We start from the raw sequence: 17,228 nt of genomic DNA on the forward strand, positions 1-17,228 counted from the left end.
CCGATGCGGGTGGTCAGGCCATGGGCGGGGCCGTCACCAGGGTCGGGGTCATGTCCAGGGACTGCTCGCCGGGCTGCGCCACGAGCCGCCCGGCCTGCACGATCTGGAAGGTGACCCGGCCGTTGACGATGCGGGGGAAGCCGGCGACGGCGCGCATGTCCTGGTAGCGCCAGCTCAGGTTCGGGGTCAGGCCTCCGGTGCTGACCGGCTGCGACTCGTTCAGCGCGCGCTTGACCTTGCGGCTGGTGACGGGATCGTCCTCCTTGAAGCGCCCCAGCACCTCGCTGAGCACGGTGTAGGCGATCCAGGTGGTCTGCGCCCCGCTGTCGTCGGGGTCGACGTTGTCGTCGCCGAAGGCGAACTCGGTGACCACCTTCCGCATGGGTTCCCAGAGGGGATCGGCGGCCACCGGGTACCAGCTGGTCAGGTACGCCCCCTCGAAGGGGCTCTCCTTGCCGCCCGTGCGGTCCACCAGGGACTGGCTGACGCTGCCCAGGACGGAGGAGATCTGCGGCTTCTTGCGCTGGGCGTCGGTCCGGCGGAAGGCGTCGAAGAACGTCTCGGTGCGCTCGCCGAGGACGGCGGTCACGCAACCCTTGTCCTTTTCCTTGTCCTTGCCGGTGCCGCTGGTGTGCGCGAGGGCCTCGCGCGCCTGCGGTCCGAAGTCGGCGGAGTCCTCGGCGGCCCGGATGTCGGAGGCGTCCGCCATCTTGTTGGCCCGCAGTCCGGCGTTGAGCAGCACCGGCAGGGTGTCGGCCGCGAGGGTGTCCGGGCGGACCAGGGCGACCTGGCTGCAGGCGCGGCTCAGCTGGTGGCCGGCGCCGGCGATGAGGACGGGCTGGCCGCCGTTGACCGGGTACGACAGGGGGGACTGGAACTCCTCGGAGGAGACTCCGTAACCGCCGATGAAGGGGACGCTCTCCGCCTCCAGCGGGGCCATGAAGGCGCGTCCGTGCTGACTGTAGGAGCCGACGACGGCGACGGCCTTCTCGGCGACGGCCTTGCGGGCGCAGTCGGCGGCGCCGGAGGGCGTGTTCTTCTCGTTGCAGGTCAATACGCGGAGTTTGCGCCCGTTGATCCCACCCTTGGAGTTCACGTAGCGCTCGTACGCCTTGGCCATGCCGGTCATTCCGGGCATGTTGGTCGCCTTGGTGTCTTCAGGGGCGAAGGTCATGACGGTGACGGTTTCCCCGGAGCCCCCCGAGCCCCCGGGGAGCGTCCCGCACCCGGCGATGAGACACGCGCCCATGGCCGTGGCCGCGAAGGTGCGGGAGCGGGATGCGACGCGTCGCGAAAGGGTCATGTCCATGCACCATTCCGCCCCACCGGTAACTGTCGAGTGAGATGGACACAACATCGGGTGACGCCCAGGTGAATTGCGGGGGCGTGGTCCCCGTGGGCGCCTCAAGATCGCACTGACCAGGAACGTACGATCGAAAGCGTGACATTCGCCCAAGGTTCGAAGAACCCTTCCCGACGCGGCGGCCGCTCCTCCACCATGGGCGGCATGCCCCTCAATGACATGCCGTGGTGGCGCTGGCGCAGCAACGTGCGCTCGGCGCTGCACATGCTCTCCGATCCGGTCTTCCACGAGGACACCTGGCTGACCGGCGACGCGGCGTACGGCGACATCACCGACGCCGTGTACCGGCTCGTCGAGGACACCTGGCTCGACAGTTGGTCCGCCGAGAAGTACGTCGGCACGATCTTCCGCGACTCGCAGGAGGCGGCCGTCGTCGACCTCGCCGTGCTGCGGGTGCTCCGCATCCTCCACCAGGTCGGGCCCGACGCCCCCGTCTCCGCCTACCTGGAGCACCACGCGTGGCCCGAGGCGGTACGTGCCGCGCGCGAGGCGCACGTGCGGCTGGCGGAGGCCGACGGTGACGACCCGGACGTGCGACCGACATCGCTCGATGTGTTGAAGATCCTCACCCGCGCGGTGTGAAAGGCTGTGCGGTCATGAGCGACCCGCACACCGAGGCCCAGGCCCAGCCCCAATACGTCCTGACCATGTCCTGCCCCGACAAGCAGGGCATCGTGCATGCCGTGTCGAGTTACCTCTTCATGACCGGATGCAACATCGTGGACAGCCAGCAGTTCGGAGACCGGGAGACCGGGCTCTTCTTCATGCGGGTGCACTTCGAGGCCGAGCCCCCGGTGACGGTCGAGAAGCTGCGCGCCAGCTTCGCCGCGATCGGCGACTCTTTCAAGATGGACTGGCAGATCCACCGCTCCGAGGAGCGCATGCGGATCATCCTCATGGTGTCCAAGTTCGGACACTGCCTGAACGACCTGCTGTTCCGTACCAGCATCGGTGCCCTGCCGGTCGAGATCGCGGCCGTGGTCTCCAACCACACCGACTTCGCCGAACTGGTCGGCTCCTACGACATCCCCTTCGTGCACATCCCCGTCACCAAGGACACGAAGGCGGAGGCGGAGGCGCAGCTGCTGGAGCTGGTGCGCGCCGAGAACGTCGACCTGGTGGTCCTGGCGCGCTACATGCAGGTGCTGTCCGACAACCTGTGCACGGAACTGAGCGGGCGGATCATCAACATCCACCACTCGTTCCTGCCGAGCTTCAAGGGCGCCAAGCCGTACCACCAGGCGCACGCGCGCGGTGTGAAGCTGATCGGCGCGACCGCGCACTACGTGACGGCGAACCTCGACGAGGGGCCGATCATCGAGCAGGAGGTCGAGCGGGTGGGCCACGAGGTGACACCGGACCAGCTGGTCGCGATCGGGCGGGACGTGGAGTGCCAGGCGCTCGCACGGGCGGTGAAGTGGCACAGCGAGCACCGCGTGCTGCTCAACGGCGCCCGGACGGTCGTCTTCGGGTAGCCGAGACAGCCTCGCCGGCGTTTGAGGCGCGGGGTCCGGGGCGGCGCCCCGGGCCGCAGGGGCCAGCGCGGCGGCCTGTGGCCCCGGCCGCGGGAGCGTGAGGCGGGGCCGGGGCCCCGCCGTCACCTGCCGAGCGCGCCGCAGGCGTTACGCGTCGGGGGCTTCCACGCCGCAGTAGCCCGCGAAGGCCGCCAGGATCTCGTCCTCCGAGATGCGACCGTCGTGGTCCGCGTCCAGGGCCGCGGCCACCTGAGTGGCCAGCTCCGGGGCGGTGCCCAGGACGCGCAGGACCCGGGCGGCATTCGGCGGGGTCGTGCCGCCGCCGTCCTCGTCCGCCACCGCGATCACGGCCCGCAGGAACGGTCGCGCGATCTCCGCGAACCGCTCCGGGTTGTCGCGCAGCCGCTTCGCGGCCCCGGTGATGAACTCCTCGCGGGACACCCGCTGGTCCCCGTCGACGTCTGCGATGCCGGCCATTCCCTGCCAGAAGGCCTCGGCGCCCGCGAAGACGGCCTGGCCCTTGTCCGACCGGGCGGTGGTACCGAATTCGGCCAGGACGGACTTCGCGGCAGCGCTGAAGTCCTCCCGGTCGATGTACCCGGACCCGTCCTGGTCGAAGGTGGCGAATCGGGCGGCGATCTTGCGCTCGTATTCTGCGCTGTCCATTTCGGCGTTCCGCCTTCACATGTGCAGTGGGGTTCAGATCAAGACAAGGCAGGAGCGTAAGCCCTATGCGGCCTGCACGTTAAGCGAAGCGGTCAAGGAGGCGGCCGCATCGAACCCGCGCACGGGGAGCGCGGTGGGGCGCGTACACCTGTCCCCATGTGCCGTCGGACGTACCACCGTTCACGCCCTGCCACGCCCCTATCACGCAGGGCGCACTTCCGGGGAGAGGTTCTTCCAAAACAGGCGCGATCCGCCATGTGCCCACTACATTCGTTGAGTCGACACACGGCTGGGGGCATTCATGCCGAAGGACGCACCACCGCGCTGGGACCGCCGCATGCAGCAGCGGCTCGCCCGTGGCGAGGCCGCCGCGCTCGGGGAGCTGTACGACCGCTTCGCCTCACTCGTGCACAGCCTGGCGCACCGGGTGCTGGGCGACGAGAAGGCGGCGGACCGGATCACCAGAGAGGTCTTCGGCTACATCTGGGAGAACCCGGACGCCTACGACCCCAAGCAGGGTTCCATGCGCTCCTGGGTCGCCCGGATCACCCAGGGCCAGGCGGTGGCCCGGCTGCGCCAGGCCGAACTGGGCCGCGGCTCGCGCGAGGAGCTGGAGCAGAAGGTGCGCACCGCCAATGCGGCCGCGCGCGCCGACTACATCGTCACCTCGATGCCCGCGCCGCTGCGCGCCGCGCTGGAACTCGCGTACTTCAAGCGGCGGGACTACCGGCAGGCCGCCGCCGACCTGCAGATCAGCGAGGACGAGGCGCGGCGCAGGCTGCGGCTCGGACTGCAGTTGCTGTCGACCGCCAACGCCCTCCCGCAGGAGGAGAGCGCCCAGTCCGGATATGGAACGCCCCGATGAACGGCCCTCCCCAGCCGCCCGATGACGGATACGAGCGTCCCGGCGGTCGGGCGCGGATACCGGGTCCGCGCGGGGCTGCGGACGACCTCGACCCGGGGCACGCGCCGCGGGCGCTGCCGCCGCTGCCGCCGCCGGTCGAGGTGCCGCCCCCGCCCTCGCACGCCGTGCTGAAGTCCCTGCTCGGGGCATGGGCATTGGCGGCCTGCTCGGCCGAGGAGACCCAGGCGGTGGAGGACCACCTCACCGAGTGCGCGCCCTGCGCGGAAGAGGCGCTGCGGCTGCGCGACGCGGTGGGGCTGTTGCACCCGGAGGAGAGCCTCGACCTGAAACCGCTGCTGCGCTCGCGCGTCCTGGAGGACTGCTTGGGCAAGCGGCCGGCCCGCATCCCGGTGCCGGTGTGGGCGAGCCCGTACGACACCGAGACCGCGCGGCTCGACGCGCTGCTCCAGGACTTCGGGGACTCGGAGTGGCACACCCCGGTGCGGCTCAAGTGGTTCGAGGAGGAGCGGCTGCGGTCGCAGCGGACCACGGTGGCAGGGGTGATCGGCCATCTGCTGACGGTGGACGGACTGGTCGCTTCGGCGCTGGGGCTCGACGACCCGCTGGGTCCGGACGCGCCGAAGGGCGGGCCGACCGTGCGGACGGAGCACTTCTGGGGTGCGACCCCGCACCCGGTCACGCGGCAGGTCCGCGACCCGTGGCGGGAGCAGGGCCACACGCTGGTGCGTACGGTCTCCTTCGCCGGCCGGGGAGTCGCGGAGCTGGCGGTGGACTACGGCGGCTTCGCGCTGCCGCTCGGGGACGCGTTCTTGGAACGGGCCTTCGAGTGCTGGGTGCACGCGTGGGACATCGCGGAGGCGGTGGACTACCCGTACGAGCCGCCGGCCGGCCCGCACCTGCACGGGATGATCGACCTGGCGGCGCGGCTCCTGCCGGGCGCGTTGGCGCAGCGCAGACGGGCCGGTCTGGCGGCTCCGGCGCGGGGCCTGGTCGCGGCGGGCGCGCCCGGGCGGACCTTGCACCTGGAGATCGAGGGCTCGGGCGGTGGCGGCTGGGACATCGCGCTGGACTCGCCGGGGGCGAAGCCGTCGCCGGAACGCACGGTGGCGGAGATCGCCCTGGACGGGATCGAGTTCTGTCAGCTGGCAGCCGGGCACATCTCCCCGGAGGAGGCGGCGGTGGGCCAGCACGGTGACCGCGAGGCGATCCGCGACGTCCTGTTCGCGGCGGCGTCACTGAGCAGGCTGTAGGGGTCGGGGCGGGGGAGCGGGGCGCGGGCGCGGGGCCGGCGCATGTACGGGTATCACTGCGCGCGGGGCCCCCGCCCCCGCGGCCCCCGCCCCCGCGGCGCGGCGGGGCCGGGGAGGTGCGGCGGGGATTCGGGAGCGGTATCCGTGCTGGGCGGCATCAGGGACGTGCTGGGGGTTTCCCGTCAGTCCCATCGTCCTTCCGGGTCGTGCCGGTCCCTCAAGGGCGCTCCTCCTTCGTCGTCGCGTCGCTTCGCGATGGCCTGCGGCCACCCTTGACCGACCGTCCCGCCCCGGAGATACGAGGACAGCCGGGAACCCCCCGAAGGAACGGGCCGGGCGTCAAGAGACCATCGGGACGTCGGAGGAGCCCGGGCGGGAGCCAGGAGCGCCCCACATCGCTACGCGCTCCTGCCCGACGGCGTCCGCGAGCCGTCAGGGGCCGGACATGAGCCGCCCCAGATCGCTACGCGCTTCTCGATCACGCGGCTGCGATCCGTCTGGGGCACAGAGTGGGCGATCAGCGCCGCCATGTGATCGTCTGCCCTTCAGGCGTGACCGTGATGTCGAACCGGTCGAGAGTGGGCGATCCGTCGTGGCGCCAGCGGGTGACGTGGTCTGTGATCCGGTCCCACAATTCGTCCGGCCCACCCTGGCGTACCAGCCACCTGCTGCCGTCTTGTCGCAGTACCGCCCATGCTCCCGCCTCGACGTCGAGGAGCACGTGTTCTGTGCCGCCGTTGCGGTTCAAGGTCATGCGCTGAGCACGGGGAGCGGCAAGCTGGGCGACGAACCGGGTGTCCCAGTCGTCGAGTACGGGGGCGGCAAGCTCTGTGGGCTGTTCGTCGGCTTGATCGAGGTCGGGGAGGAGCCCGATGGGTGGGGGCGTCTGTGGGCGGGCGAGCATGAACGAGTTGCGGCCGTCGAGCAACCGACCTGTGGCGGTGCCGTCCCCGGAGGCTGTGAGGCGAGCGAGTTCGGAGGAGTACATCCACCCACCTACGGTGGCCAGGATGACTCCGCCGGGCAGCGTCTGTTCCACCCACTCGTAGGGAACGGTGACCGTTCCGCAGTAGGCGACGATCCGGTCGTAGGGGCCGCCGTCCCTCCACCCGGCGAGACCGTCGCCGACGACCACCGTAGGCGCGTAGTCGCAGCGGCCGAGCGCGCTTCGGGCACGCGCGGCGACGTCTGCATCGATCTCCACGGCGGTTACGCGATCGTCGCCGAGGCGGTGGCAGGCCAGGCCACTGGAGTATCCGGTTCCGAGGCCGACGAGGAGCAGACGGTGTCCGTCCTCGATCCGGAGCTCTTCGAGCATCCGCACGACCAAGGACGGCAGGGTGCTGGACGACGTGGGCAGGCGCGTGATCTCCCCACGCAGGTCACCAGGCACGATGGTGCCCGCGATCTGCGTGACCAGAGAGTCGTCCGTGTAGCAGGCCTCCAGCCATGCCGGACTCTCAGGCATGACGGGTGTCCAGGCCGTGGGGCGGCCCGGCACGTCGCTGCGTTCGAAGTATCCGCCCCGCAGGAACTCGTGACGCGGCACGGCCTCGGCTGCTCGGCGCCACGGGTCCGTGCGCAGGTGACCGGCGTCGGCGAGCTGCTTGGCAAGCTGCAATCGCAGCTTCTGCGCCTGGTCGTTCACGTGCCGTTCCTTTCCAAGAGATCAGCCATGGCTGCGACCATGGGCAATCCGGTCTCGGGCTCCAGCCACGCCCACTGTCCGGAGGGATTGCATTCAAGGAACCACCATGTCCCCGTCTGGTCGATTGCGAAGTCGAAAGCTCCGAAGACCAGCCCGAACAGCGACAGGTATCGAAACAGGCTCGCGGTGACTTGGGGCGGGGGCTGTACGACGCTGTAGCCGAGCCGGTCGTAGTCGGTCCGCCAGTCCAACAGGTCGGAGTCGATGCGAACCGCGAAAACGCGGTCACCGATCACGGTTACCCGCACGTCGGCCGATTTGGGTACGAGGTGTTGGAACAGGTGAGCTGTCCCGGAGACTCGGTCGTCAATCTCGTCGTCCGTCACCTCGTTCACTTCGACGGTGCAGGAGACGCCGTCGATGCGGTACAGCGGCGTCGACAGAGGCTTGTAGATCACCGGCCCGTGATGATCCTTGATGAAGGTGCGGGCGGCGCCGGGGTCGGACGTGATGAGCGTGGCGGGGACGTCGAAACCGGAGATGGCGGCGGCTGCGAGGCCGGAAGGCTTGAACTCGGCGTCGCCGATGCGGTGCGGGTGGTTGACGTACAGGCAGCGCGGCAAGGAGGCGATGACGCCGCCGAGCCCGTACCGCGCTTGGGTGAGCGCGAACCGGGCGTCATGCTCGGGCAGGTGGGGGAAGGCGAATCCTGACGGTCGCCGGTAGTAGAGGGACCGGATTCGTGTCAGGTCCACGGTCCGGGTCGGGGTGGTCAAGGACCCCTCGATGCCCTCAGGCGTGACGTATGCCGCGAACGACAAGGTGGCGGGGAAGTCCCCGGAGTCGAGCCGCACGACCGGTACGCCCCGGTCGTGCAGCTCGCGGATCACCAGGTCGGCCGTGGGGTCGTCCTTCATGGTGACGACCATCACCGGGCCGGAGTGGCTCACTGGTCGTTGTCGTTCCCGGTGTCCTGGTCCCCGCCGCCCGAACCGCCGCCGCTGCTGCCGTCGGACGGGTTTCCGGTGTTGGTCGCCGGGTTGGTGCCGGTGCTGGTCCCGTGCTCGGGAATCATCATCGGCTCGCCATCGGCACCGTAGTAGCGGGCGGTCTGGGTGTGCGCGTCGATCTCGACGTGCCGGTATTCGGGTGCCACGGCAGGGTAGGGAGCCATCCGCTGAACGCCCCATGGGACGGACGTGACATGTCCCATGGGCAAGGCGTCACTGGTGGGTACGCGGTCGGCGTGACTGAACACCTGTCTTCTCCTTCATGTCTGGACACCGTCGTGAGGACGGGGCCGGGAACGTGCCTGCCGCACCGAGGTCATCGGGAGGCGACGCGCTGTGCGCGCGTCTTGAGGACGTGCTGGCTTCAACCCGCGGGGTGCAGACCCTGTGCACAGGCAGATCCCCGCTGGTCACCACAGCGCGGGCACTCGCACGGCGGGTAGCGGCCCGGGTCCGAGAGGATGACGTACGAGTCACCCGCCTGGACATGGGTCGTCTGAGTCCACGTACGACCTGAGTCGCGGGACACGCGAAGCGTCATGAGGGGGCAAGGCTCCGCCGTGAGTTCGCGAGTACGCGAGTGTGGTTCGCGGACGTGTTCCTCTGTGCCAGTCTGTGTTGCCATATCGGCACCCTTCGCTGCGTCATGCCCGATCGGTTCGCGACAACTCCCATAGAACCGGTGGCAGTCGAGGGGATCCACGGCATGCATGCCGCATTCTTGGAGCAGATCCGTGCACGGGTGCCGCAGGCTTCGAGGCCGCGGAAAGAGGTCGTTATGGGATTAGCTGAACGACGCAAGACCCTGGGCTACAGTCAGGAGAAATTGGCCGGGCTGCTCGGCGTGGACCGTACGACGGTCGGGCGCTGGGAGAGCGGCAGGATCGAACCGCAGCCACCCCAGCGGCGAGGCTTGGCCAGTGCCCTCGAAGTCAGCCTCCAAGAGCTTGATGTCCTCCTGGCAGAGCTACGAGCCGCAGGGCAGGAGGCCACAGGGCGGCAGTCCAGTGACCACTCGAGCGCGGGAGCCCCCGACGAAATGATCCGCCGCGAATTCCTCCGCATCCTCACGGTCAGCGGGGCCCTGACGGCCCTGCCGGTCGACGAGGCCGAGGCCCTCACCGATGGGGTGCTGAGGGGGGTGCCTGCCGACTTCGAGCGGATGAACGGCCACCTGTGGCAGGTCTACCAATTGGCGCGTTCGAAAGGCTCGGTCTACCCCGTCATCCGTGACCAGCTGACGACTCTGAACGAAGCGCTGGCCGCCAGCCGAGGCAGCTCCCGGCCTCTCTTGAGCGCAGCGGCCGACCTCTTCCAGCTGGCCGGTGAAGTCGCCTTCGACGGGGACCGGTACACCGACGCCGCAGCCTCGTACTCGCTCGCTGCCTCGGTCAGTAAGGACGCGGGCGCGTACGACCTGTGGGCCTGCGCCCTTGTACGCCACGCCTACGTGGACATGTCCGAGCGGCGCTACCGCCAGGCGGCGCAGGTGCTGGGCGCGGCCGAACGGCTGGCCGGTCGAGGGGACAACGCCCTTTCGACACGGCATTGGGTCGCGTCTGTCCAAGCGGAGACGTATGCGGGTCTCGGGGACCTCACCGCGTGCGAACGCGCCCTGGACCAGGCCGAGAAGGTCAGGGACCTTACCGCTGGCAGCACGAACGGTGGATGGCTCCGCTTCGACGGCACCCGCCTGGCCGAGGAGCGGGGAGCCCGCTACGTGCAGCTCGGCCGTCTGGACCTGGCGGAAGTGACGTTGAAGACAGCATTGGCGCAGACGGCGCTCGCCTCGGGGCAGTCGTATCGGCGCCGGAGCACAGTGCTGACCAGCCTGGCTGCCATTGGAGCGAAGCGGCGTGATCCAGACCAGGTTCTGGCGTACGGGCAGGAAGCCGTGAGCCTGGCCCGAGCCTCATCATCCGGATACGTCGCCCGTAGACTCCAAGCCCTGTGCGCCGAGTTCGGTCCCTTGAGTCGAGACCACCGCGTAGCGGAGCTGGGGGCGGAGATCGCCGCACTGAGCACGCCGTGACGAGAGGGGTAGGCATGTTGCAGACCGAGGGTGCACGACTGTTCCGTGAGGCCTGGATCGGGGGAGTGCGCCAGCACTACCCGGGAGAGCCGAAGGCCGGCTACGTCACTCCGTGGGAGGAAACCCCGGATTGGGAGCGCGAGGCCGCAGGTTCGGTGTACGACCAGGTCCGGCAGTTCATCGAGATCAGCGGTGGCCACACGTCGAGGTTGTCCCGTGAGCAGAAGAGCCGGTTTGTCGCGACGTGCTGGACGGCCCAGATGTTCAAGCACTTCGAGGACCCGAAGCCGGGCTACGTGGCTGATTGGCCAGACCTGCCGTCCTGGCAGCAGGAGACTGACGCCGACATCTTCGAGGCCATCGAGGAAGCCGCCACCTGATGTGACGCTCGCAGACGCGTGATCGAGAAGCGCGTAGCGATCTGAGGCGGCCTGTGTCCAGCCCCGGACGGTCGTCGGACGCTGGGACGTCGGGAGCGCGTAGCGATGGGACGCGCTTCCCCCGACACGGCCTGCCGCTCTGATGGGGCCCGTCTCCTGCTCGTCCTTCACGCTGGACAGGCATGGGCGTATCCGACGCCCCGTCCCTGGAAAGGATCCCCCGGCCCGTTCCTCTGGGGGGTTCCCGGCTGTCCTCGTATCTCCGGGGCGGGACGGTCGGTCAAGGGTGGCCGCAGGCCATCGCGAAGCGACGCGACGACGAAGGAGGAGCGCCCTTGAGGGACCGGCACGACCCGGAAGGACGATGGGACTGACGGGAAACCCCCAGCACGTCCCTGATGCCGCCCAGCGCAGACCCGCCCCCAGCACCCCGCCGTACTTCTCTCTCCACGCCCATCGGTTTCCGCCGCGCTCCGACCCCGCTGCACCTCGGGGGCGGGTGGGCAGCCGCCGACCCGGGGTGGCGGGGCCGCGGGGGTGAAGGCCCCGGGCACCGTGGCACCCGTACCGGCCCGACCCCTACGCGTACCGCTCCCTGAGCTTGTACTTCAGGACCTTGCGCAGGGTCTCGTTGCGGGGGAGGGCCTCCAGGAGTTCCAGTCGTTCCGGGAGCTTGTGGGGGGCCAGGCCTTGGGCGCGCAGGTGGGCGGTCAGCTGGGGGAGGGTCAGGGGGGCCGCTCCCGGGGGTTGTTCGACCACTGCGCAGACGCGTTCGCCGCGGGTCGGGTCCGGGAGGCCGATGACCGCCACGTCCGTGATGCCGGGGAGCTGGTGGAGGAGGTCTTCGATCTCCTTCGCCGAGACGTTCTCGCCCTTGCGGATGATGACGTCCTTGCTGCGGCCGGTGAGGACCAGGTAGCCGTCCTGCGTGAGGTGGCCGAGGTCGCCCGTGATCAGGTAGCCGTCGGGGTCGAAGGCCCCGGCCGGGTCGTCGCCGTTCAGGTAGCCCCGGCAGACCGCCTCGCCGCGCAGCCGTACTTCGCCGTCCGTGTCCGGCGGCAGCTCGGTGCCGTTCGGGGCGGTGATGCGGATGGACATGCCCTCCGGGGGGCGGCCCTCGGTGGTGGCGAGGTGCTCGGCGGTGTCGTCCGGGGAGCCCATGGTGATCATCGGGACCTCGGTCATGCCGTAGCCGTGGGTCAGCTGGCAGCGCAGCTCCCGTACGACCGCGTGGTAGATCTCCGGCGGCTTGGGGGCGCCGCCGCCCGCCAGGAGGCGCAGGGTGGGGATCAGCGGGACGTCCGGGGCCTTGCGCTGCTCGGTCAGGAACATGGAGTAGAAGGCGGTGGAGCCGCCCGCCACGGTGACCCCGTGGCGGCGGTAGCCGGCCAGGGCGTCCGGCAGCGCGAACTTCTCGAAGAGCACGGCGGGGAAGCCGTACAGGAGGAGCATCACCAGGTAGTCCGGGCCGCCTATGTGCGCGTACGGGAAGGCCATGGAGCCGACGTCGGACGGGCCCAGGTGGAGGGCGTGGGCCAGGCAGGAGCCGCCCGCGATCAGGGAGCGGTCGGTGTGCAGGACGCCCTTGGGGTCGGAGGTGGTGCCGGAGGTCCAGTAGATCCAGCGGACGTCGGTGCCGGTGGCGGGTGGCGCGGGGAGTACGGCCGGGTCGCCGTCGGGGAGGTCCGCGTAGGCCTCGAAGGTGCCGCGCGCGCCGAGGCGGGCGGCCATGGCGGTGTGGTCGAAGCCGCGCCAGGTTCCCGGGACGGCGAAGTGCTCGGCCTTGGACTCGCGGAGGGCGAAGCCGACCTCGCGGTCCCGGTAGAAGGGGATGACCGGGGTCTGGACGGCGCCGATGCGGGCGAGGGCGACGGAGAGCAGCACCGTTTCGATGCGGGTGGGGAGCTGCCAGGCGACGACCGTGCCGGGGCGCACCCCCATGGCGTGGAGGCCGGCGGCGACGCGTTCGCAGCGGTCGTGCAGCTCGCCGAAGGTGAGTCGGCGGTCGTCGGACCGGTCCTCGGACCGGTCCTCGGCCGCCTCGATCAGGACGGGGGCGTCGGGGGTCAGTGCGGCCCGGCGGGAGACCAGCTCCCACAGGGTGCGGGAGCGGCTCAGTTCTGTCGCGGTCGCGGTGTCCGTCATCCCAGACCTCCCCATAGCTGACGGATAGTCAGATCAACCGCAGAGCGTAGGGCGCCGATGCTTGTCGGTCCAGGGGTGGCGGGGCTAGCTTGTTTCTGACGATCCATCAGATCGGTGAATTGGGGAGACTGCTATGGAACTGGGACTGCCTCGGATCATCAGCGTCGACGACCACGTGATCGAGCCCGCGCACCTGTTCGACGTCTGGCTGCCCGCCAAGTACCGCGACCGCGGCCCCAAGGCGCTCACCGCCGGCATCGGCGAACTCGCCTACACCGGCGGCAAGTACGTCATCACCATGGACCCCGACGGCCCGCCGACCGACTGGTGGATCTACGAGGACCTGAAGTTCCCGTACAAGCGCAACATCGCCGCCGTCGGCTTCGACCGCGACGACATGACCCTGGAGGGCATTACCCGCGAGGAGATGCGCCGGGGCTGCTGGGACCCCGCGGCGCGCCTCGCCGACATGGACCTCAACCACGTCGAGGCCTCGCTCTGCTTCCCGACCTTCCCGCGCTTCTGCGGCCAGACCTTCGCAGAGGCCCACGACAAGGAGGTCGCCCTCGCCTGCGTGCGCGCCTACAACGACTGGATGGTCGAGGAATGGTGCGGCGACAGCGGCGGCCGGCTCATCCCGCTGTGCATCATTCCGCTCTGGGACATCGACCTCGCCGTCGCCGAGATCCGGCGCAATGCGGCCCGCGGGGTGAAGGCCGTGACCTTCTCCGAGATCCCCACCTACCTCGGGCTCCCCTCCATCCACTCCGGCTACTGGGACCCCTTCTTCGCCGTCTGCCAGGAGACCGGCACGGTGGTCAACATGCACATCGGGTCCAGCTCCCAGATGCCCGCCGCCTCCCCCGACGCACCCCCCGCCGTCCAGGCCTCGCTCAGCTTCAACAACGCGATGGCCTCGATGATGGACTTCCTCTTCAGCGGCGTCCTGGTGAAGTTCCCGACGCTCAAGCTCGCCTACAGCGAGGGCCAGATGGGCTGGATCCCCTACGCCCTGGAACGCGCCGACGACGTCTGGCAGGAGCACCGGGCCTGGGGCGGCGTCCGCGACCTGATCCCCGAGCCGCCGTCCACGTACTACTACCGGCAGATGTTCTGCTGTTTCTTCCGCGACAAGCACGGGATCGCCGCCCTCGACGTCGTCGGCCGCGACAACGCGACCTTCGAGACCGACTACCCGCACGTGGACTCGACCTTCCCGCACACCAAGGAGGTCGCCCTCGACCACGTGAAGGGCCTGGACGACGAGACGGTCTACAAGCTGATGCGCGGCAACGCCATCCGCATGCTCGGCCTCGACCTGGACAAGAGCCGCCGCTGATGGACCTGACCTACACCGAGGAGGAGCAGGACTTCCGGGCCCGGCTGCGCGCCTGGCTCGCCAAGGTGCTCCCCGAACTGCCCGCCAGACCGTCCCCCGACGACTGGCCGGGCCGGCGCGCGTACGACCTGGGCTGGCAGCGCCGGCTGTACGAGGCCGGGTACGCGGGCCTGCACTGGCCGGTGGACGCGGGCGGCCGCGGGGCCACCCCGACCCAGCACCTGATCTTCCTGGAGGAGACCGAGCGTGCCGGCGCCCCGTACGTCGGCGCGAACTTCGTCGGGCTGCTGCACGCCGGCCCGACGATCGCCGCCGAGGGCACGGCGCAGCAGCGGGCGCGCTGGCTGCCGCCCGTGCTGCGCGGCGACGAGGTGTGGTGCCAGGGGTTCAGCGAGCCGGACGCGGGCTCCGACCTGGCCTCCCTGCGGACGCGGGCCGTGCGCGACGGCGACGACTACGTGATCAGCGGGTCGAAGATCTGGACCTCGCACGCGGAGGTCGCCGACTGGTGCGAGCTGCTGGTGCGCACCGATCCCGGGGCGCCCAAACACCGGGGGATCTCCTGGCTGGCCCTGCCGATGGACGCGCCGGGGGTGAGCGTACGGCCGCTGCGCACGCTCGCCGGGTCGGCGGAGTTCGCGCAGGTGTTCCTCGACGAGGTGCGGGTCCCGGTGGCCAACCGGGTCGGCGCGGAGAACGACGGCTGGCGGGTCACCATGGTCACGCTGTCCTTCGAGCGCGGCACCGCCTTCGTCGGCGAGGTCGTCGCCTGCCGCCGGACCCTGGGGGAACTGGCCCGGACGGCGAAGGCCAACGGCCGGTGGGACGACCCGGTGCTGCGGCGCAGGCTGGGGCGGCTGTACGGGGAGTTCGGCGCGCTGTGGCGGCTCACCCAGTGGAACGTCAGCGAGGCCGAGCGGTCGGCGGGCGGGGTCCCCGGCATCGGCGGTTCCGTCTTCAAGCTCGCCTACTCGCATGCCCGCCAGGAGCTGTACGACACGGCGGCGGAGGTCCTGGGGGCCCGGTCCCTGTCCCTGGAGGAGGAGTGGACCCTGGACCGGCTCTCGTCCCTCTCGTACACGATCGCGGCGGGCACCTCCCAGATCCAGCGGAACATCGTCGCCGAGCGGATCCTCGGCCTCCCGAAGGGCCGGTGAGGGGCGTGGACTTCCAGCCGACCGAGGAGCAGGAGGACCTGCGGGCGGGCGTACGGGACCTGCTGGCGGGCCGGTACGGACGCGAGGCGCTGCGGGCGTCGGTGGACACGGGGGTGACGGTGGACCGCGCGCTGTGGCGGGAGCTGGGCGATGCGGGGTTCTTCGCGCTGCGCCTGCCGGAATCCGAGGGCGGTGTGGGCCTGGGGCTGCCCGAGGCGGTCCTGGTCTTCGAGGAGGCCGGCCGGGCGCTGGTGCCGGGGCCGCTGGTCGCCACGCACCTGGCCGCAGGGGTGGTCCCGGGGGCGGCGGCGGGGACGGCGGTGGTGAGCGCCTTCGACCTGGGCGGGCCGCTGGTGGCCCACCTCGCGGAGGCGGACGCGGTGCTGGGGGCGTCGGGGGTGCCGGCGGGCGAGCCGGTGCGTTCGGTGGACCCGCTGACCCCGCTGCACCGGGTGGCGGTGGCGGGCGACGCCTCGGCGTACCGGGAGGCGGGGGCGCTGCTGACGGCCGCGCTCCAGGTCGGGAGCGCGCTGCGGACGGTGGAGCTGGCGGTGCGGTACGCGGGTGAGCGCGAGCAGTTCGGGCAGCCGATCGGGGCGTTCCAGGCGGTCAAGCACCTGTGCGCGCGGATGCTGGTGCGGGCGGAGGTGGCCCGTACGGCGGTCTACGCGGCGGCGGTGACGGGGGACGCGGGCGAGGTGGCCGCGGCCAAGCTCCTGGCGGACGGGGCGGCGGTGCAGGGTGCCCGGGACTGCCTGCAGGTGCACGGCGGCATGGGCTTCACCTGGGAGGCGGACGTGCACCTGCACCTGAAGCGGGCCTGGGTGCGGGCCGAGCAGTGGCGGACGGCGGCGCAGGCGGAGGAGCTGCTGGCGCGGGAACTGGTGGACTCGGAGGAGGGGGCCGGGCGGCTGGGGTAGGTGGGGCGGGGCGGGTAGGTGGGGCGGGCGGGGTAGGAGGCCCGTCGGCCGGAGGTTTCGGCGGGCGTTGCTCACGGTGACCTGCAGGCACGGCAGCAACGGCGCGGGACGCATTTCCGATTACAGAGAGTTGATATCGGTTTGTGTCCTTCGCCCGACTCATTGCGCCCCGGAAGCGGGGGCCTGCTCCGGTACGCTCCCACGAATGCGAGCGGTTGAGCGGCGCGAGCGTCGCACAGTATGCACCACGCCCACTCCTTCGCGCGGGAATATGCCCGAAGCGCTTGTTGTGGTGACTGTACGTCAACCATGCTGCTACGGAAGGGGATCACAGTCGGTGGTCCCGTCCTGTCGCGAGGCGAAGTGTCCGCCGGTTCGGATGGTGTGAGCGGTGCAGGTGCTTCAGGTTCAGCTGGAGGTCGGTGCGGATCCCGCCGAGGTCGGCCGGGCCCGCCGGTGGGCGCGTTCCCGGTTGGCGGGGTCGGGCATAGGGGACGACGAGCCGCTCGCCGAGACGTTGATCCTGCTGATCTCCGAGCTCGTCACGAACGCGGTCGTGCACACGGGCTGTCCGGCCGTGCTGCGCATGCTGTTCGGGGGGCCGGGGGTGCGGGTCGAGGTGGCCGACGCGAGCGATCGGGCGCCGAACCGCCGGCAGGCGTGCGGGGAGGACACGGGCGGGCGCGGCCTGGAGCTGGTCGACGGGCTGGCTGACCGCTGGGGCTGGCAGCGCGAGGGCGCGGGCAAACGGATCTGGTGCGAGATCGACCGCGCGCAGAAATTCACCTCGGACTGCGCGTCCGAGAGGCCCGCGGACGGCCCGTCGGAAATTCATACTCCGCCGCGGGAACCGCGCGTGTACCTCTAACGAGGTGTTGACGGTTCGTCACGTCTTGATCACCCTGGTGTGGAGCGATTCGACGCGAGGGGACGCCAAGGGCAGGCCTTGACGAGTGCGGGTCGTGGGGTGGCGGCTGC

At 70.5% G+C, this 17,228-nt stretch carries 16 protein-coding genes; 10 read left to right on the forward strand and 6 right to left on the reverse strand.

Features of this window, described 5'->3' with window-relative positions; genetic code table 11:
- Window positions 1–13: 13 nt before the first annotated feature.
- Complete coding sequence (locus ACIQK6_RS37455) at window positions 14–1,303, reverse strand: ABC transporter substrate-binding protein (protein ID WP_402696923.1); 1,290 nt, start codon at window positions 1,301–1,303, stop codon at window positions 14–16.
- A 195-nt stretch (window positions 1,304–1,498) separates the two neighbouring features.
- On the opposite strand from ACIQK6_RS37455, the gene ACIQK6_RS37460 reads away from it, so the two are divergent.
- Both ACIQK6_RS37460 and purU read left to right on the forward strand, forming a co-directional pair.
- Window positions 1,499–1,945: a hypothetical protein gene (locus ACIQK6_RS37460; RefSeq protein WP_329107835.1), complete on the forward strand. Its 447-nt coding sequence runs from the start codon at window positions 1,499–1,501 to the stop codon at window positions 1,943–1,945.
- Window positions 1,946–1,959: 14 nt separating this feature from the next.
- Window positions 1,960–2,838 (forward strand): formyltetrahydrofolate deformylase, encoded by an 879-nt coding sequence (gene purU, locus ACIQK6_RS37465; RefSeq protein WP_329100831.1) that lies wholly within the window; start codon window positions 1,960–1,962, stop codon window positions 2,836–2,838.
- Between the two features lie 147 nt (window positions 2,839–2,985).
- Here purU and ACIQK6_RS37470 read toward each other — a convergent pair whose 3' ends face one another.
- Window positions 2,986–3,504, reverse strand: a complete 519-nt coding sequence (locus tag ACIQK6_RS37470) for an EF-hand domain-containing protein (RefSeq protein ID WP_329100832.1) — start codon at window positions 3,502–3,504, stop codon at window positions 2,986–2,988.
- A gap of 301 nt (window positions 3,505–3,805) precedes the next feature.
- Between ACIQK6_RS37470 and ACIQK6_RS37475 the strand changes: the two genes are divergently transcribed.
- The gene (locus tag ACIQK6_RS37475; protein WP_329100834.1) at window positions 3,806–4,369 is read left to right on the forward strand and encodes a sigma-70 family RNA polymerase sigma factor; all 564 of its coding nucleotides are present in this window, start codon (window positions 3,806–3,808) and stop codon (window positions 4,367–4,369) included.
- Window positions 4,366–5,619, forward strand: coding sequence for a zf-HC2 domain-containing protein (locus ACIQK6_RS37480; RefSeq protein WP_402696926.1), 1,254 nt, complete (start codon window positions 4,366–4,368; stop codon window positions 5,617–5,619). The genes ACIQK6_RS37475 and ACIQK6_RS37480 overlap by 4 nt, the downstream gene beginning before the upstream one ends.
- Window positions 5,620–6,136: 517 nt before the next feature.
- Here ACIQK6_RS37480 and tgmC read toward each other — a convergent pair.
- Genes tgmC through tgmA form a run of 3 tightly spaced genes read right to left on the reverse strand, consistent with a single transcriptional unit; the run spans window position 6,137 to window position 8,480 of the window.
- Complete coding sequence (gene tgmC / locus ACIQK6_RS37485) at window positions 6,137–7,267, reverse strand: ATP-grasp peptide maturase system methyltransferase (RefSeq protein WP_329100838.1); 1,131 nt, start codon at window positions 7,265–7,267, stop codon at window positions 6,137–6,139.
- Window positions 7,264–8,196, reverse strand: coding sequence for an ATP-grasp ribosomal peptide maturase (tgmB, locus tag ACIQK6_RS37490; RefSeq protein WP_402696965.1), 933 nt, complete (start codon window positions 8,194–8,196; stop codon window positions 7,264–7,266). The genes tgmC and tgmB overlap by 4 nt, the downstream gene beginning before the upstream one ends.
- A 17-nt stretch (window positions 8,197–8,213) precedes the next feature.
- Window positions 8,214–8,480, reverse strand: a complete 267-nt coding sequence (tgmA, locus tag ACIQK6_RS37495) for a putative ATP-grasp-modified RiPP (RefSeq protein WP_402696966.1) — start codon at window positions 8,478–8,480, stop codon at window positions 8,214–8,216.
- Window positions 8,481–9,055: 575 nt separating this feature from the next.
- Here tgmA and ACIQK6_RS37500 point away from each other — a divergent pair.
- Together ACIQK6_RS37500 and ACIQK6_RS37505 are read left to right on the forward strand one after the other, a co-directional pair.
- Window positions 9,056–10,309 (forward strand): helix-turn-helix transcriptional regulator, encoded by a 1,254-nt coding sequence (locus tag ACIQK6_RS37500; protein ID WP_402696967.1) that lies wholly within the window; start codon window positions 9,056–9,058, stop codon window positions 10,307–10,309.
- A 14-nt stretch (window positions 10,310–10,323) separates the two neighbouring features.
- On the forward strand, window positions 10,324–10,689 hold the full coding sequence (locus ACIQK6_RS37505) for a hypothetical protein (protein WP_329100844.1): 366 nt from the start codon (window positions 10,324–10,326) through the stop codon (window positions 10,687–10,689).
- Window positions 10,690–11,268: 579 nt separating this feature from the next.
- On the opposite strand, the gene ACIQK6_RS37510 is transcribed toward ACIQK6_RS37505, so the two are convergent.
- The gene (locus ACIQK6_RS37510; RefSeq protein ID WP_402696928.1) at window positions 11,269–12,834 is read right to left on the reverse strand and encodes an AMP-binding protein; all 1,566 of its coding nucleotides are present in this window, start codon (window positions 12,832–12,834) and stop codon (window positions 11,269–11,271) included.
- A 133-nt stretch (window positions 12,835–12,967) separates the two neighbouring features.
- On the opposite strand from ACIQK6_RS37510, the gene ACIQK6_RS37515 reads away from it, so the two are divergent.
- The 4 genes from ACIQK6_RS37515 to ACIQK6_RS37530 all read left to right on the forward strand — a co-directional run bounded on the left by ACIQK6_RS37515 (window position 12,968) and on the right by ACIQK6_RS37530 (window position 17,118).
- Window positions 12,968–14,173: an amidohydrolase family protein gene (locus ACIQK6_RS37515; RefSeq protein ID WP_329100847.1), complete on the forward strand. Its 1,206-nt coding sequence runs from the start codon at window positions 12,968–12,970 to the stop codon at window positions 14,171–14,173.
- Window positions 14,173–15,330: an acyl-CoA dehydrogenase gene (locus ACIQK6_RS37520; protein WP_329100849.1), complete on the forward strand. Its 1,158-nt coding sequence runs from the start codon at window positions 14,173–14,175 to the stop codon at window positions 15,328–15,330. Before ACIQK6_RS37515 ends, ACIQK6_RS37520 begins: the two co-directional genes overlap by 1 nt.
- Before the next feature lie 5 nt (window positions 15,331–15,335).
- Window positions 15,336–16,250 carry an acyl-CoA dehydrogenase family protein gene (locus ACIQK6_RS37525; protein ID WP_402696929.1) on the forward strand — a complete coding sequence of 305 codons (915 nt, stop codon included), beginning with the start codon at window positions 15,336–15,338 and terminating at the stop codon, window positions 16,248–16,250.
- A 391-nt stretch (window positions 16,251–16,641) separates the two neighbouring features.
- Complete coding sequence (locus ACIQK6_RS37530) at window positions 16,642–17,118, forward strand: ATP-binding protein (protein WP_402696931.1); 477 nt, start codon at window positions 16,642–16,644, stop codon at window positions 17,116–17,118.
- Window positions 17,119–17,228: the final 110 nt, after the last annotated feature.

Origin of the sequence: Streptomyces sp. NPDC091682 (assembly GCF_044756625.1) — a bacterium.
In the GTDB taxonomy this organism is placed as follows: Bacteria; Actinomycetota; Actinomycetes; order Streptomycetales; family Streptomycetaceae; genus Streptomyces.